The following is a 15,050-nucleotide window of genomic DNA, read 5'->3' as shown; positions in this document are numbered from 1 at the left end:
CCGTTGCCGGAACTCGTCATCACCGTCGCCCGGTTCGGGTTCCTCATCCTGCTGTGGATCTTCGTGTTCACGGTGGTCGGCGTGATCCGGCGGGACCTCTTCGCGGGGGCCCGGTCGGGCCGCCTGGTGGCCGCCCCGCGCGCGGTCGGGGCCTCGACCGGGCAGCCGGCGAAGCCGGCGAAGGTGAAGCGGGGCAGGGCGGCGCACCAGCTGGTGGTCACCGCCGGCCAGCTGGCCGGCACCCGGATCACCCTCGGCGAGGCTCAGATCACCATCGGTCGGGCCGAGGACTCCACGCTGGTGATCACCGACGACTACGCCTCGGCGCGGCACGCCCGGCTCGTGCCGCGCGAGGGGCAGTGGTTCGTCGAGGACCTCGGATCGACTAACGGCACCTACCTGGATCGCGCTAAGGTCACCGGACCAACCCCCGTCCCCCTCGGCGTGCCGATCCGGATCGGCCGCACTTCCCTCGAATTACGGCCATGACTCTGACCCTGCGCTATGCGGCCCACAGTGACCGCGGTCTGATCCGAGACGGGAACCAGGATTCCGTCTACGCCGGGCCGCGGCTTCTTGCCGTTGCCGACGGCATGGGCGGCATGGCCGCCGGTGACGTCGCCAGCAACATCGTCATCGGTGCCATGGCGCCCCTGGACGAGGACGTCCCCGGGGACGCCCTCGTCGACGCGCTGCGTTCCGCCGTCGGCACCGCCAACCAACAGCTCCGCGACACCGTGGACGCCAACCCGCAGCTGGAGGGGATGGGCACCACGCTCACCGCGACCCTCTTCTCGGGCAGCAAGCTCGGCATGGTCCACATCGGTGACTCGCGGGCCTATCTCCTGCGCAACGGTGAGTTCGCCCAGATCACGAAGGACGACACGTACGTCCAGATGCTCGTCGACGAGGGCCGGATCAGCGCGGAGGAGGCGAGCAGCCACCCCCAGCGCTCGCTGCTCACCCGCGCTCTGGACGGCCGGGACATCGACCCGGAATACAGCGTCCGGCAGGTGCTCCCGGGTGACCGCTACCTGATCTGCTCGGACGGCCTCTCCGGCGTGGTGAGCGCGGACACCATCGGCGACACCATGCGGGAGTACACGGACCCGCAGCAGTGCGTGGAGCGCCTCGTGCAGCTCGCCCTGCGCGGTGGCGGCCCGGACAACATCACCGTGATCATCGCCGACGCCACCGACCAGGACATCGTCGAGGCTTCCCCGATCGTCGGCGGCGCCGCCGCCCGGGACCGCGGGATGGCCACCTCGGCCGACGTCTCCACCCCGGCGGCCCGCGCCTCGGCGCTGTCGGCTCCCCGCGCGCCCGCGCCGGAGGAACCGACCGACAACCACGACGAGCCCGAGCGACGGCGTGGGCACCCGCTGCGCACCGCGGCCATGCTGCTGGCGCTGCTGGTCATCGTCGGCGGCGGCCTGTTCGGTGGGTGGAGCTACACGCAGCGGCAGTACTACGTCGGCGCCACCGACGACGGGCAGCTCGCCGTGTTCCGCGGGGTCCCGGGCCAGGTCGCCGGGCTCGACCTGTCCAACGTGCACGCCACCAGCGACGCCAAGCTCGACGACCTCACCCAGGCCGCCCAGGAGCAGGTCAAGCAGGGCATCCAGGCGCGCAGCGAGCCGGACGCCGAGCGCCGGCTGGCCGAGCTGACCAGCGACGACCCGGCCAACCCGAACCTGAAGCCGCTGTGCCCGCCCAGCCCGACGGCGGGTGCGGCCACCCCGACCCCGACCCCGTCCGTGACCGGCGGCTCGCTGGCCCCGGCGATCAGCGGCAGCGCCGCCCCGCCGGCCACGGGCACGGCCACGGCCACGGCCACCGCCACCCCGGGCACGACGCCCACGGCGACGCCGACCACCACGCCCGACGCCGTCCCCTCCGACACGGTCTCGCCGGTCGACCCGACCGGCTGCCGGTCGCCCGAGTGAGCACCGGCTCGATCCCGAGGACACGTCCGTGACCGCAGCCGCCGCACCGGCCGCCTCGCCCGCCTCGACGGGCGAGCAGCCCGGCGTGCGCCTGGCCCGGTCCCGGCGCAACGCCGAGCTGTCCCTGCTCCTGCTCGCCATGGTCCTGGTGGCGGCGTACGCGGCGACGGTCGAGGCCAACGTGCTGGACACCGTCACCCCGGACTTCTGGATCCCGGCCGCCGCGCTGGGGTTGGTCTTCCTGGGCCTGCACCTGGTGATCCGGTGGCTGGCGCCGTTCGCCGACCCGGCGCTGCTGCCGGCGGTCGCCCTGCTCAACGGCATCGGCGTGGGCTTCCTGCGCCGCTACGACCTGGCGAAGGCCGCTCCCGAGCAGCGGGAGAGCCTCGCCATCTTCGCCGGCACCGGCGGCCGCCAGCTCGCCTGGACGCTGGGCGCGGTGATCCTCGCCGCCGCCCTGCTGGCGATCATGCGGGACCACCGCTCGCTGTCGCGCTACGCGTACACCCTGGGTCTGGCCGGCATCGTGCTGGTGATGATCCCGGCGGTGCTGCCGGGGCGGTTCTCCGAGATCAACGGCGCGAAGCTGTGGATCCGCCTCGGCGGGTTCTCGATCCAGCCGGGTGAGTTCGCCAAGCTGGCCCTGCTCGCCTTCTTCGCCTACTACCTGGTCCGCAAGCGCGAGGTGCTCTCGCTGGCCAGCCGCCGGGTGCTCGGCGTCGACTTCCCGCGCGGCCGGGACCTCGGCCCGGTCCTCGTGGTCTGGCTGATCAGCCTCCTGGTGCTGGTCTTCGAGAAGGACCTGGGCACGTCGCTGCTCTACTTCGGCATGTTCGTGGTGACGCTCTACATCGCCACCGAACGGGTGAGCTGGCTGCTCATCGGCCTGATCCTGTTCTTCGGCGGCGCCTACCTGGCGTACGTGCTGGGCAGCACGGTGGGCGGCCCGTTCGCCAACTTCTACGACCGGGCGCAGATCTGGCTGGACCCCTTCGCCGAGCCGTACGACCGGGGCTACCAGCTCGTCCAGGGCCTGCTCACGCTCGGCACCGGCGGCCTGTTCGGGGCCGGCCCGGGCGGCGGCCAGCCGACCCTGCTGCCCGAGGTGCAGACCGACTTCATCTTCGCCGGCATCGGTGAGGAGATCGGCCTGTTCGGGCTCTCCGCGCTGCTGGTGGTCTACCTGCTGATCGTCGAGCGGGGGCTGCGTGCCGCGCTGGCGGTCCGGGACTCGTTCGGCAAGCTGCTCGCCGGCGGCCTGGCCTTCACCCTGGGCCTCCAGGTCTTCGTGATCGTCGGCGGGATCAGCAAGCTCATCCCGCTGACCGGCCAGACCACCCCGTTCCTCTCCGCCGGTGGCTCCTCGCTGATGGCGAACTGGCTGCTCATCGCGGTGCTGCTCCGGGTCTCCGACGGCGCCCGCCGGCCGGTGACCGGAGGCGGCGGCCCGGCGGCCCGGCCGTCGGGGGGCCCGCCGGAGCAGCTGCACGGTGCCCCCACGGAGGTGATCCGGCCGTGAACGCACCCCTGCGCCGCGTCGGCGTCGTCGTCATGATCCTTTTCGGGCTGCTCTTCGCCAACCTGAACTGGATCCAGGCCTACAAGGCCGACGAATACCGCAACAGCGACTACAACGGCCGGGTCCAGGTCGCCGAATATGAGCGCAAGCGCGGCAACATCGAGGTCGGCGGCACCGCCGTCGCGCTCAGCAAGGAGACCAGCGGGAAGCTGAAGTTCCAGCGCAGCTATCCCGGCGGGGCCATGTACGCGCACGTGCTCGGCTACAAGCCGGTCAACCTGGGCGACACCGGCATCGAACGGCTGGAGAACGACTTCCTCGCCGGCACCAGCGACCAGCTCATCGCCAACCGGATCAAGGACATGTTCACCGGCGACCAGACCGGTGGCGGCAACGTGCTGCTGACGCTGTCCAAGCGGGCCCAGGAGACGGCGTACAAGCAGCTCAACGACAACCAGGTCGGGGCCAGGCGGGGTGCGGCCATCGCCATCGACCCGCGGACCGGGGCCGTGCAGGCCCTGGTGTCCATGCCGAGCTTCGACCCGAACCCGCTGGCCAGCCACGACACCAACGAGGCCACGGCGGAATACAACAAGCTCGACAAGGACAAGGATCGGCCGCTGGCGAACCGGGCGCTCGCCGAGACCCTGCCGCCCGGCTCCACCTTCAAGATCGTGGTGGCCGCGGCGGCGCTGGAGAACGGCGTCACCCAGCAGACCGAGATCCCCGCCGGGTCGAGCTACACGCCGCCCACCTCCGGCCAGCCGATCCGCAACGCCGCCCCGTCGATCTGCCCGGAGGCCCAGGTCACGCTGCGGGAAGCGGTGACGGATTCCTGCAACACCGGCTTCGCCCAGCTCGGCGTCCGGCTCGGCGCGGACAAGATCAAGGAGAAGGCCCGCCAGTTCGGCTTCGAGCAGGACGACCTCTCTGTGGGCGAGTCCGGCGAGAAGGGCGGCCTGCCGGTGGCGGCCAGCCGCACCGGTGAGATGACCGCGCCGGGTGGCGGCACCGACCCGGCCGCCCTGGCCCAGTCCTCCATCGGCCAGCGCGACGTGCGGATGACCCCGCTGCAGGGCGCGCTCATCGCCGCCACGGTCGCCAACGGCGGCAGCCAGATGCGGCCCTACCTGGTCAAGCAGCTGCTCGGCCCGGACCGCACCACCGTCTACGACGCCGCGAAGCCGCGCGAGCTGCGCCAGCCGGTCAGTGGTCAGGTCGCCGGCGACCTGCGGGACATGATGGTCAACGTGGTCAAAGAGGGCACCGGCCGGAAGGCCGCCATCGAGGGCTACACCGTGGGCGGCAAGACCGGCACGGCCCAGTCCGGCCCGAACACCCCCGACCACGGCTGGTTCATCGGCTTCGCCCTGGACAAGAACGGCACCCCGGTCTCGGCGGTGTGCGTGGAGCTGGAGCAGGCGGGCAGCGGCGGCAGCGCCGAGGCGGCCCGGATCGGCGGCCGGATCATGGCGGCGGCCATCGCGGAAGGCCGCTGACATGCTCAGCCCGGGTGTGCAGCTCGGCAACCGCTACCGCCTCGACGAGCGGATCGCCAGCGGTGGCATGGGTGACGTCTGGCGCGGCACCGACCAGGTGCTGGGCCGTACCGTCGCTGTCAAGAGCCTGCTCCCCGCTCTGCTCGACGAGCCGGGCTTCGCCGAGCGGTTCCGCGGCGAGGCGCGCACCATGGCCACCATCAACCACCCCGGCGTGGTCGACGTCTACGACTTCGGCAGCGACCAGCAGATCGCCTTCCTGGTCATGGAGTACGTGGAGGGCGACGCGCTCTCCTCGACGCTGAGCCGGGTCGGCCGGCTCACCCCGGCCCGCACCATGGCCCTGCTGGCCCAGGCCGCCGACGCGCTGCACGCCGCGCACGAGAAGGGCATCGTGCACCGGGACGTGAAGCCCGGCAACCTCCTGGTCCGGCCGAACGGCACGCTGGTGCTCACCGACTTCGGCATCGCCCGCTCCGACCTGGTCGGCCAGCTCACCGCCGCCGGCTCGGTGCTCGGCACCGCCTCCTACATCTCGCCCGAGCAGGCCACCGGCGCCGTCGCCACCCCCGCCTCCGACGTCTACGCGCTCGGCGTGGTCGCGTACCAGTGCCTGGCCGGCCGGCGACCGTTCGAGGGGGACAACCCGCTCGAGATCGCCATGAAGCACGTGCGCGAGACGCCCCGGCCGCTTCCCGCCGACATCCCGCCGCAGGTCCGGGCCATCGTCGAGCGGGCCCTCGCGAAGGACCCGGCGGCCCGCTGGCCCAGCGCCGCCGCCCTGGCGAGCGTCGCCCGGCAGGCCAAGCTCGCCCTGTCGCAGCAGGCGCGGGGCGGCCGCCCCATCTCCGGCGTACCCGCCTCGCCGGCCGCGCCGGCGGCCCGCGCGCAGGTCCCCACGGCCACGCGGCCGCAGCCCCACCCGCCCGCGGTGGCCGCCCGCCCGCCGGTGGCGGCCCGCCCGGCCGCCGTGGCGCAGCCCGCCCCGCCGCCCCGCCCCCCGGTGGCGCCGCGCGGCGCGGCGGCCGTCCCACCGCCCCGGCAGCACAACCCGCTCGGGTACGCCCGGCCGCCGGTCGCTCCGCCGCCGCCGGCACCCCGCCGCTCCACAGCCGGGCGCTGGGTGGCCGCCATCGTGGTGGCCGTGCTGGTCGTGCTCTGCTCGGGCGTGATTTCGTACTACTACCGGAAGAACGCGGCAGCCGGTGACCCCGGCGCGCTCGTTCCGGTGAGCGTGACCTCCGGCGCGGTGCGGGCCCACGGGGGCGACTATGCGGTTCCCACGTCGTACCGTCGTGGGGTACGGCTCCAGCCGGCTGCCGGCGAGACGACGACGAGCGAAGGACGAGAGACGCGATGACAGCGCAGGCCCGCCTGCTCGGTGGCAGGTACCAGGTCGGCGAGCTGCTCGGCTACGGCGGCATGGCGGAGGTGCACCGTGGTCGCGATCTCCGGCTCGGTCGGGATGTCGCGATCAAGATGCTCCGCGCCGACCTGGCCCGGGACGCGACCTTCCAGATGCGGTTCCGCCGGGAGGCGCAGAACGCCGCCTCGCTGAACCACCCGGCCATCGTCGCGGTGTACGACACCGGCGAGGAGACCGCCCCGACCGGCGAGACACTGCCGTTCATCGTGATGGAGTTCGTCAACGGGCGGACCCTCAAGGAGGTGCTGGGCGCCGAGGGCCGGCTCCAGCCGCGCCGGGCGCTGGAGATCTGCGCCGACATGTGCGCGGCGCTGGAGTTCAGCCACCGGCACGGGATCATCCACCGGGACATCAAGCCCGGCAACGTGATGCTCACCCAGACCGGCCAGGTCAAGGTCATGGACTTCGGCATCGCCCGGGCCCTGGCCAGCGGCGCCACCACCATGACCCAGACCAGCGCGGTCATCGGCACGGCGCAGTACCTCTCGCCGGAGCAGGCGCGCGGCGAGGCGGTCGATGCGCGGTCCGACGTCTACGCGGCCGGCTGCGTGCTGTTCGAGCTGCTCTGCGGGCACCCGCCGTTCGTCGGGGACAGCCCGGTCAGCGTCGCCTACCAGCACGTACGGGAGCAGCCGCCCACCCCGAGCACCATCAACCCGGACGTCAACCCCGCCGTGGACGCCATCGTCCTCAAGGCGCTGTCGAAGAACCCGCTGAACCGCTACCAGAGCGCCGGCGAGATGCGGGCGGACCTGCTCCGCGCCGCTGCGGGCCGGCCGGTGCTGGCCACCCCGGTCATGCCGGCCGAGGAGACCATGCCGATGGCGCCGGCCGGGGCCGGCGGCGGCTACCAGCAGACCCAGGTCATGGGCCCGCAGACCCGCCAGCAGCCGCCCGCCCGGGTCGGCGACGCGCGCAAGCGCAAGAGCTCCGCCTGGGTGATCGCCACCTTCGCGGCGCTCGGCGTGCTCGCGGTGATCGCCCTGGCCACGGCGCTCTGGCTCAACCAGACCGGCGCCGAGAAGGTCTCCGTGCCGCCGTTGGAGGGCAAGAGCCAGGCGGTGGCGACCGCCGACCTCCAGCGGGCGGGGTTGCGGGTGACGCTCGGCGAGCCGGTGCTCAGCAGCGACTGCACGAAGAACACGGTCGCCGCCCAGAACCCGCAATCGGGCGCGTCGGTGGCGAAGAACAGCCCGGTGACGATCCAGATCTGCGGCGGCAAGCCCGTAGTGGAGATCCCTTCTGGTCTCAAGGGCAGCACCTTCAAGAGCGCCGAGGATCGCCTCAAGGACCTGAAGCTCGTCGTGAATCGCAAGGAGGTCAACAGCAGCGAGTCGGAGGGTCAGGTCGTCGCCGTGACGCCCGAAGAGGGCAGCTCGGTGGCCGAGGGCAGCACGGTGACCCTCGAGGTCTCGAAGGGCAACGTGAACGAGGTGCCCAACGTCAAGGGCTACACCCGGGACCAGGCGGAGCAGCGGCTGAAGGAAGCCGGCTACGAGGTTCGCGTCCGGGACGGCGACGAGGTGCCCGCGGACCAGGCGGGCAAGGTCAGTGCCCAGAGCCCGCGCGCCGGCACCAAGCTGCCCAAGGGCGAGACGGTGACGATCGAGGTGGACACCCCGCTCCCCGAGCCGACCGACAGCGCCAGCCCCGGCACTCCGTCGCCGGGCGCGACGCCGAGCTCCCCCGGCACCGGGGGTGGCTTCCCGTTCCCGACCACGCCGTCCGGCCGGCTCGACCAGCCCTGACCGATCAGCTCCGGACAGGCGAAGTGGCGGTGCCCGGTCGACCGGGCACCGCCACTTCGCGCATCTGGCGTAGCCGAGCCTCAGGCGGCGGCGAACGCGGCCCGGCGGCGGGCGTCGACCTCGGCGGCCAGCTCCGGAGCCCGCTCCAGCGCCTCGGGGAAGCCGCAGACGGCCAGCCAGTTGGCCAGCATGAGGTGGCCGCCCTCGGTCAGCACCGACTCGGGGTGGAACTGGACGCCCTCGATCGGCAGGGTGCGGTGCCGCATGGCCATCACGACGCCGGAGCCGGTCCGGCCGGTGACCTCCAGCTCGTCGGGCAGCGTCTCGGGCAGCACGGCGAGCGAGTGGTAGCGGGTGGCCGTGAACGGGTCGGGCAGCCCGGCGAGCACGCCCACGCCCTGATGGCGTACCTCGGAGGTCTTGCCGTGCAGCAGCTCCGGCGCCCGGGTCACGGTCGCGCCGAACGCCTCGCCGATGGCCTGGTGACCGAGGCAGACGCCGAACAGGGGGAGCTTGCCGGCATACTCCTTGATGACGTCGAGGCAGATGCCGGCACGGTCGGGGCTGCCCGGCCCCGGCGAGAGCAGCACCCCGGCGGCGCCCGCCCGGCCCACCTCGGCCACGTCGATCTCGTCGTTTCGCCGCACCTCGCAGTCCACGCCGAGCTGGCCGAGGTACTGCACCAGGTTGAAGACGAACGAGTCGTAGTTGTCGATCACGAGGACGCGCATCGGGTCACCTGCTCGGGGTGGAGGGCGGGGCGTTGTTCGACTCGGTGCTGTACGGGATCTCCTCCTCGGACGGCCGCTCGGTCGGCTCGGTGAGCCCGCCGTCCCCCGGCACGCCGGAATCCTGGGTGACCTGCACGTCGTCGAAGGGGAGGAGGGGCTCGGCCCACGGGAAGACCACGAACCAGAGCAGGGCAACCGTCGCGGCGGCCAGCAGCACCGAGCCGATCAGCTTCCCGGGCAGCCCGAGCGGGAGCTTGCGCCAGATCCAGCCGTACACGCCTCAGCCCTCCAGCTCCGCCGGGCGACCCGCCGCCTTGGCCTGGACGTGGTCCAGCCGCGCGTGGATGATCAGCCGCTGGTAGTTGTCGAACTTCGGGTTGCAGGTGGTCAGCGTCAGCAGCTTCTCGGTGGGCGGCGCGTCCGGCTTGCCCGGCACCGGCGCGACGACCTCGACCTGGTACGGCTTCACGATCCGCTGCTGGTAGACGCGGTAGACGAGCCATTCGGTCTTGGTCTCGACCACGATGGCGTCGCCCGACTTCAACTCGTCCAGCCGCCAGAAGGTGGACCGGATGCGGTGGCCGGCGACGGAGAAGTTGCCCACCTCGCCCGGCATGGCGCTCTTCGGGTAGTGGCCGGGCGCGTACCGGATGTCGTCGGGGGTGACGCCCTCGACCACCACCCAGTGCTTGTCGAACTTCGGGACATAGAGCCCGGCGACCGGCTTGCCCTCGGCGGGCGGCTTCGGTTTGGCGCTGGGGCCGGCGGACGCGGTCGGGCCGACCGTCGGGTCCGCTCCCCACTCCTGGGCGAGCTGGCTGCTCAGGTCGTTCTGGTGGGCGTCGACGATGACCGACTTGCCCCAGATCTCGTAGCCGGCGAAGAGCAGCACCACCAGGCCGAAGGTGATCAGCACCTCGCCGGTGCCCCGCACGATCGTCCGCAGCCGGGAACCGACGGTGGGCCGGGTCAGCTCGGAGTAGACGCTCTTGTAGCCCTCGCCGGTCTGCTCCGGCCGGAGCTGCACCACCCGCTCACCGCGGCGGGGCCGTGGCGGCTCGGCCGGGGGGCCCGCCTGGTCGCCGTCGCCGGTGTCCGGGGCCGGGGGCACGGCACCCATGAGCGCGGTCGAGTCCAGCGCCGGCGGGCGGGCCGCCGGGCGGCTCACGGCCGGGATCACCGCGGTCGCTCCCGGGTCCGCCGGGCCGGTCGCGGCCGGACGGGCCGCCTCGCTGCGGGGACGCTCGACCGGGTTTCCGGCCGGGTGCCGCTCGCGCCGGTCGCCGAGCGGCGGGATGAACGCCGTCGGCGCCTCACCGGGACTGGACGGCCGCACCGCGGCGGGGCCGTGCGCCGCGGCGGGACTGTGCGGCGCGGTGGGACTGTGCGGCACGGTGGGGCCGTGCGGTGCTGCGGGCGGCGGTGACACCGGCCGGGCGGCGGGCGCCGGGGGGCGGCTCCGGTCCCCGGGCCAGGGCGGCGGCGGGGCCGCGTGCGGGCGCGGGCGGGCCGGCGGCTGGTCGCTGGCCGAGGGCGGCGCCGCCCGGTCCGGCCAGGGCAGGTCGAGCGGCGGGCCGGGCGGTGGGGGTGCCGGCCGTTCGACCTTCGGGAGGAAGGCGGTCGCGTCGTCGTTCTGGTCGCGGTGGCGCCCGTTGGGCTCCCGGTGGTCGTCCGGTGTCACCGGGGGACCTTCGCCGACTGCAGCGCGGTCGAGTCCTCGAATGCCGGCACCGTGACCGTGGAGATGGTCTCGGAGTAGCCGAGCTGGTAGTGGTCGACGGCTTCCCTGAACAACCGGACTCCCTTGGACGCGGCGAGTTCCCGCTGGAAGGCGGCGGGATCGCCGATTGCCACGATCTTGAAAGGAGGGGAGTACACCCGGCCGTGCAGCAGCAGAGTGTTACCGACGCAGCGTACCGCGCTGGTGCTGAGCACGCGGACATTCATGATTGACATGGCCTCCGCGCCGCCCGCCCAGAGCGCGTTCACGACGGCCTGGACGTCGCCCTGGTGGACCACCAGGTCGTCGTTGCTCGCGCCCTTGGGCAGGGGCTGGTCGGCCCGCCGGGGCGCGTCGTTCAGCTCGATGGTGATGCCGTTGCCGGTGAGCGCCGTGAATCCGGCGGCCTGCCGGCTGGCGGCGGCCCGGTCCCGCTGTGCCTTGATCGGGCCGTCGGCGCCGGCCAGCTCGCCGGTCTGCTCCTCGACCTCGGCGCGCAGCCGGGCGGCCTTCGCCTCGCTGGCCGCGACCTCCTCGCGCCGGTCCTCGATCAACTGGGTGAGCTGGGGACGCCGGTCCTCCCGAAGCGCGGTGCCACCGGCGGTGGTCGCGGTGGTCGTGAACAGGAGCCCGGCCGCGGCGGCGATCAGGGGTACGCCGATCGACCAGCCCGGGCGGCGCTGACGCGGCCGGCGCGGCAGCAGGCCGACCACCGCGCGCCGGAGGACCTTCTGCCAGGAGGCGGCGCCGGACGTGTACTCCACCGGGCGTTCCCTTCCCCGTCGTCTCGTTCCGGCCCGCGATGGCGCGGACCGGTGTGCTCGACCCGAAAAGTCCCACCCTTTTCGGTCACTGCGTGCACCGGCCCGACCCCATTCGTGGCCTGGACGGTCCGGCCGGACTACGCTAGCTGTCGAACATTATTGGCCATGGACCGTCGCCCCCGCGCCCGGTTGTCAGGCCGGACGAGGTCGTACCCCCCTCTGGAGAGCGTCGTGCCCAAGTCTCAGGTCCGCAAGAAGAAGGTGTACACCCCGCCGACGGACGTGCGTCCGACGGCGACGGCGGCGACGCGCAAGCCTAGCCCGGTCTGGCTGCCGATCACCGCGGTCGCGTTGATCGTGGTCGGCATCGGCTGGCTGGTCGTCTACTACCTCTCCGAGCAGGCCTACCCGGTCGCCACGTGGGGCTACTGGAACCTCGCGGTGGGCTTCGGCGCGATGGTCTCCTCGCTGATCCTGCTCTCCCGCTGGCGCTGATCCCGACCGGCTCCGCCGCCCTGCGCCCACGGGCGTAGGTCACGCCGGGACGCCCCTGACCGGCGCCCGGCGCCCGCTGCCCCTAAGGTGTCGGCAGGGCGGCGTGGCCGGTGCGAGATGACTCACGTTACTGCTGGGTAACCTTGCGCGTAGGCTGCACTGACAAGCAGCAGACCGGGAGGCCAACTCGATGGGCAGCGTCCAGATCGTCACCACGATCCTCGCGGCCGCCATCACCGCCGTGGCGGTGTGGCTTGCGGTGCGCGCGGTCATGAAGATGACGGCCGTCATCCGGCTCGGCCAGCCCGCGCCGGAGCGGTTCGCCGACAAGGGCGCCCGCACGAAGAAGATGCTGGTCGAGACGGCCGGCCACACCCGCATGCTCAAGTGGAGCGTGGTGGGCGCGGCGCACTGGTTCGTGATGGTCGGCTTCATCGTGCTGTCGCTGCTGGTGCTCGAGGCGTACTTCGAGGTGGTCACGCCCGGCGGCGGGCTGCCGATCATCGGGCACTGGACGATCTTCGGCCTGGCCACCGAGTGGATCGGGATCCTGGGCCTGGCCGGCATCCTGGTGCTGATGGGGATCCGGCTGCGCAACCGGCCCACCCGGCCGGGCGGCCGCTCCCGGTTCACCGGCTCGACCATGTGGCAGGGCTACTTCGTCGAGTGGGTCGTGCTGCTGGTCCTGATCTTCGGCTTCGTGATCCGCGGCTTCAAGGTCGCCACCGACCACTTCGAGTACCCGGTCTGGGCCACCCCGCTGAGCCACGCGGTCGGCGCCGCGCTCCCGGCCTGGACGGCCGGCGTCAGCGTCGCCGCCGTCATCAAGATCGCCATCTCGATGACCTGGCTCATCGTGATCTCGCTGAACGTCACCATGGGCGTCGCCTGGCACCGCTTCCTGGCGTTCCCCAACATCTTCTTCAAGCGCGACCCGGAGAAGGCGGCCGGCTCCGGCCTCGGCCCGCTGCGCCCCATGACGAGCGAGGGCAAGCCGCTCGACTTCGAGGAGGCCGACCCCGAGAAGGACCAGTTCGGCGTGGCCCAGGTCGAGCAGTTCACCTGGAAGGGCCTGCTGGACTTCAGCACCTGCACCGAGTGCGGTCGCTGCCAGTCGCAGTGCCCGGCCTGGAACACCGGCAAGCCGCTGTCGCCGAAGCTGCTCGTGCTGAGCCTGCGCGACCACGCGTACGCCAAGGCGCCGTACCTGCTGGCCGGTGGGGGCAAGGACCTGACCGGCGAGGAGAAGGCCACCCAGGAGCAGTTGGCGGGCGTCGACGTGCTGGCCATGGCCGAGGCCGACCGGCCGCTGATCGGCACCGCCGAGGAGGGCGGCGTCATCGACCCGGACGTGCTCTGGTCCTGCACCACCTGCGGCGCCTGCGTCGAGCAGTGCCCGGTGGACATCGAGCACGTCGACCACATCGTCGACATGCGCCGCTACCAGGTGCTGATCGAGTCGAGCTTCCCGTCCGAGGCCGGCGTCATGCTCCGCAACCTGGAGAACAAGGGCAACCCGTGGGGCGCCCCGCAGAACACCCGCGAGGACTGGACCAAGGGCCTCGGCTTCGAGGTGCCGCGGGTCGGCGAGGTCGAGGACTTCGAGTACCTGTTCTGGGTCGGCTGCGCCGGCGCGTTCGAGGACCGGGCCAAGAAGACCACCCGCGCGGTGGCCACGCTGCTCAACGAGGCCGGCGTCTCCTTCGCCATCCTCGGCGAGGGCGAGACCTGCTCCGGTGACCCGGCCCGCCGGATCGGCAACGAGTTCGTCTTCCAGATGCTCGCCCAGCAGAACGTCGAGACGTTGAACGAGGCGTTCGAGGGCCGGGAGAAGAGCAAGCGCAAGATCGTCGCCACCTGCCCGCACTGCTTCAACACCCTGGGCAACGAGTACGGCCAGCTCGGCGGCGAGTTCGAGGTCGTGCACCACACCCAGCTGCTGGCCCACCTGGTGGCCGCCGGCAAGCTCACCCCGGTGCAGCCGGTCGACGGCGGCGTGACCTACCACGACCCCTGCTACCTGGGCCGGCACAACCGGGTCTTCGCCGCTCCCCGCGAGGTGCTCGGCGACGCCATCCAGGGCGAGCTGACCGAGATGCCGCGCAACAGCGAGCGCTCCTTCTGCTGCGGCGCCGGCGGCGCCCGGATGTGGATGGAGGAGAAGATCGGCAAGCGGATCAACGTGGACCGGGTCGAGGAGGCCATGTCCACCGGGGCGAAGACCATCGCGGTCGGCTGCCCGTTCTGCTCGACGATGCTCAACGACGGGGTCAACGGCAAGGGCGCCGGCGAGCAGGTCGAGGTGGTCGACGTGGCGAGCGTGCTGCTCCGCTCGGTCAAGCCGGACGCCCCGGCGGGCGAGAAGGAGACCGAGGCGGTCGCCGGCTGAGGCGTACCCCAGGCAGAGCCGAACCACGACGGCGGCGGCACCCCGAGGCGGGTGCCGCCGCCGTCGTCGGTCAGGAGACCGTGGTGGTCGCGATGGCGGCCGTGGCGGCGGCCGTCGTGGCGATCAGCACCGCGGCCTGCGTCTCCTCGATGGCCTTCCGGGTGGCCGCCGAGGCCCAGTCGCCCGCGGCGATCTCGCCCAGGCGGGCCTTGACCCGCTCCCGGGGCAGCTCGCGGAAGAGCTTCCGGTCCAGGCCGACAGCCCGGGTCAGGGCGAGCAGCGCGGCCGTCCGGGCGTCCACCGGGCCGTCGCCGAGAAGCGCGGCCAGCATCCGCTCCCGGGCCGCCGTCTCCACCGCCGGCTCCGCGCCGGTGGGCGAGGGATAGCGGGTACGCGGGAACACCCACAGCACCCGGTCCGACTCGCGGCGCAGGACCCCGGCGTGGACCAGGCCGTCGAGCACCCGGTCCGGCAGGCCCTTGGCCAGCCTCCCGATCCAGTCCTTCGGCTTGCGCGGACGGTCCCCGGCGACGGTGGCGAGCGCCTGGTCCAGCAGCGGCACGCCGATCGGGGCGGGGTCGGTCACCGCCAGCCGGCCGCCGGTCACCTCGACCCGGCGGGCCAGGGCCAGCTCGAGCAGGACGGCCCCGGCGAGGCCGTGGTCCAGGTGCGGCCGGCCGAGCCGGTTGGTGCCGGCGTCGTCGTAGGCGAGCAGGACCAGTTCGTCGGTGAGCAGCAGGCGGTTCATGCGATCCACGCTACGTCCGGGCCGCCAGCCCGCCCGCCGCCGGTTCGTGCCGGCTGCCGGCCCGT

General features: G+C 72.8%; 13 protein-coding genes. 8 read left to right on the top strand and 5 right to left on the bottom strand.

Translation table 11 applies throughout. The features are described 5' to 3' along the window. Positions 1-3 precede the first annotated feature (3 nt). The 6 genes from GA0070214_RS18080 (at position 4) to pknB (ending at position 8,138) form a co-directional block, all read left to right on the top strand. Positions 4-489, top strand: a complete 486-nt coding sequence (locus GA0070214_RS18080) for an FHA domain-containing protein FhaB/FipA (protein ID WP_091264705.1) — start codon at positions 4-6, stop codon at positions 487-489. Further along, entirely contained in the window at positions 486-1,946 is a 1,461-nt protein-coding gene (locus tag GA0070214_RS18075; RefSeq protein WP_091264701.1) for a PP2C family protein-serine/threonine phosphatase, read from the top strand. The genes GA0070214_RS18080 and GA0070214_RS18075 overlap by 4 nt, the downstream gene beginning before the upstream one ends. A gap of 85 nt (positions 1,947-2,031) precedes the next feature. Continuing rightward, a complete protein-coding gene (locus tag GA0070214_RS18070; RefSeq protein ID WP_208602821.1) occupies positions 2,032-3,465 on the top strand; it encodes an FtsW/RodA/SpoVE family cell cycle protein in 1,434 nt (477 codons plus the stop codon). Further along, complete coding sequence (locus GA0070214_RS18065; RefSeq protein ID WP_091264694.1) at positions 3,462-4,964, top strand: peptidoglycan D,D-transpeptidase FtsI family protein; 1,503 nt, start codon at positions 3,462-3,464, stop codon at positions 4,962-4,964. Before GA0070214_RS18070 ends, GA0070214_RS18065 begins: the two co-directional genes overlap by 4 nt. Position 4,965: 1 nt before the next feature. Beyond that, positions 4,966-6,324: a serine/threonine-protein kinase gene (locus GA0070214_RS18060; RefSeq protein WP_091264691.1), complete on the top strand. Its 1,359-nt coding sequence runs from the start codon at positions 4,966-4,968 to the stop codon at positions 6,322-6,324. Next, the gene (gene pknB / locus GA0070214_RS18055; protein WP_091264688.1) at positions 6,321-8,138 is read left to right on the top strand and encodes a Stk1 family PASTA domain-containing Ser/Thr kinase; all 1,818 of its coding nucleotides are present in this window, start codon (positions 6,321-6,323) and stop codon (positions 8,136-8,138) included. Before GA0070214_RS18060 ends, pknB begins: the two co-directional genes overlap by 4 nt. A gap of 80 nt (positions 8,139-8,218) precedes the next feature. Here pknB and GA0070214_RS18050 read toward each other — a convergent pair whose 3' ends face one another. The 4 genes from GA0070214_RS18050 to GA0070214_RS18035 are packed head-to-tail and all read right to left on the bottom strand — an operon-like array spanning position 8,219 to position 11,353. Then, positions 8,219-8,869 (bottom strand): aminodeoxychorismate/anthranilate synthase component II, encoded by a 651-nt coding sequence (locus tag GA0070214_RS18050; protein WP_091264685.1) that lies wholly within the window; start codon positions 8,867-8,869, stop codon positions 8,219-8,221. 4 nt (positions 8,870-8,873) lie between these two features. Further along, complete coding sequence (locus GA0070214_RS18045) at positions 8,874-9,146, bottom strand: hypothetical protein (RefSeq protein WP_091264681.1); 273 nt, start codon at positions 9,144-9,146, stop codon at positions 8,874-8,876. Between the two features lie 3 nt (positions 9,147-9,149). Further along, positions 9,150-10,550, bottom strand: coding sequence for a class E sortase (locus tag GA0070214_RS31875; protein WP_167364288.1), 1,401 nt, complete (start codon positions 10,548-10,550; stop codon positions 9,150-9,152). Then, positions 10,547-11,353, bottom strand: coding sequence for a DUF881 domain-containing protein (locus GA0070214_RS18035; RefSeq protein ID WP_091264677.1), 807 nt, complete (start codon positions 11,351-11,353; stop codon positions 10,547-10,549). The genes GA0070214_RS31875 and GA0070214_RS18035 overlap by 4 nt, the downstream gene beginning before the upstream one ends. A 231-nt stretch (positions 11,354-11,584) precedes the next feature. On the opposite strand from GA0070214_RS18035, the gene GA0070214_RS18030 reads away from it, so the two are divergent. Then, the gene (locus GA0070214_RS18030) at positions 11,585-11,848 is read left to right on the top strand and encodes a cell division protein CrgA (protein WP_091264673.1); all 264 of its coding nucleotides are present in this window, start codon (positions 11,585-11,587) and stop codon (positions 11,846-11,848) included. Between the two features lie 190 nt (positions 11,849-12,038). Further along, a complete protein-coding gene (locus GA0070214_RS18025; protein WP_091264667.1) occupies positions 12,039-14,237 on the top strand; it encodes a (Fe-S)-binding protein in 2,199 nt (732 codons plus the stop codon). A gap of 70 nt (positions 14,238-14,307) precedes the next feature. Here GA0070214_RS18025 and GA0070214_RS18020 read toward each other — a convergent pair whose 3' ends face one another. Beyond that, positions 14,308-14,985 carry a GOLPH3/VPS74 family protein gene (locus tag GA0070214_RS18020; protein WP_091264663.1) on the bottom strand — a complete coding sequence of 226 codons (678 nt, stop codon included), beginning with the start codon at positions 14,983-14,985 and terminating at the stop codon, positions 14,308-14,310. Positions 14,986-15,050: the final 65 nt, after the last annotated feature.

It is taken from the genome of Micromonospora chaiyaphumensis (assembly GCF_900091435.1).
In the GTDB taxonomy this organism is placed as follows: Bacteria; Actinomycetota; Actinomycetes; order Mycobacteriales; family Micromonosporaceae; genus Micromonospora; species Micromonospora chaiyaphumensis.
This window is presented reverse-complemented; position numbering and strand designations above follow the sequence as displayed.

Coding starts and splice junctions, on each gene's coding strand:
- GA0070214_RS18075 (WP_091264701.1), top strand. CDS start 486: ATGACTCTGACCCTGCGCTATGCGGCCCACAGTGACCGCGGTCTGATC.
- GA0070214_RS18060 (WP_091264691.1), top strand. CDS start 4,966: ATGCTCAGCCCGGGTGTGCAGCTCGGCAACCGCTACCGCCTCGACGAG.
- pknB (WP_091264688.1), top strand. CDS start 6,321: ATGACAGCGCAGGCCCGCCTGCTCGGTGGCAGGTACCAGGTCGGCGAG.
- GA0070214_RS18050 (WP_091264685.1), bottom strand. CDS start 8,869: ATGCGCGTCCTCGTGATCGACAACTACGACTCGTTCGTCTTCAACCTG.
- GA0070214_RS18025 (WP_091264667.1), top strand. CDS start 12,039: ATGGGCAGCGTCCAGATCGTCACCACGATCCTCGCGGCCGCCATCACC.
- GA0070214_RS18020 (WP_091264663.1), bottom strand. CDS start 14,985: ATGAACCGCCTGCTGCTCACCGACGAACTGGTCCTGCTCGCCTACGAC.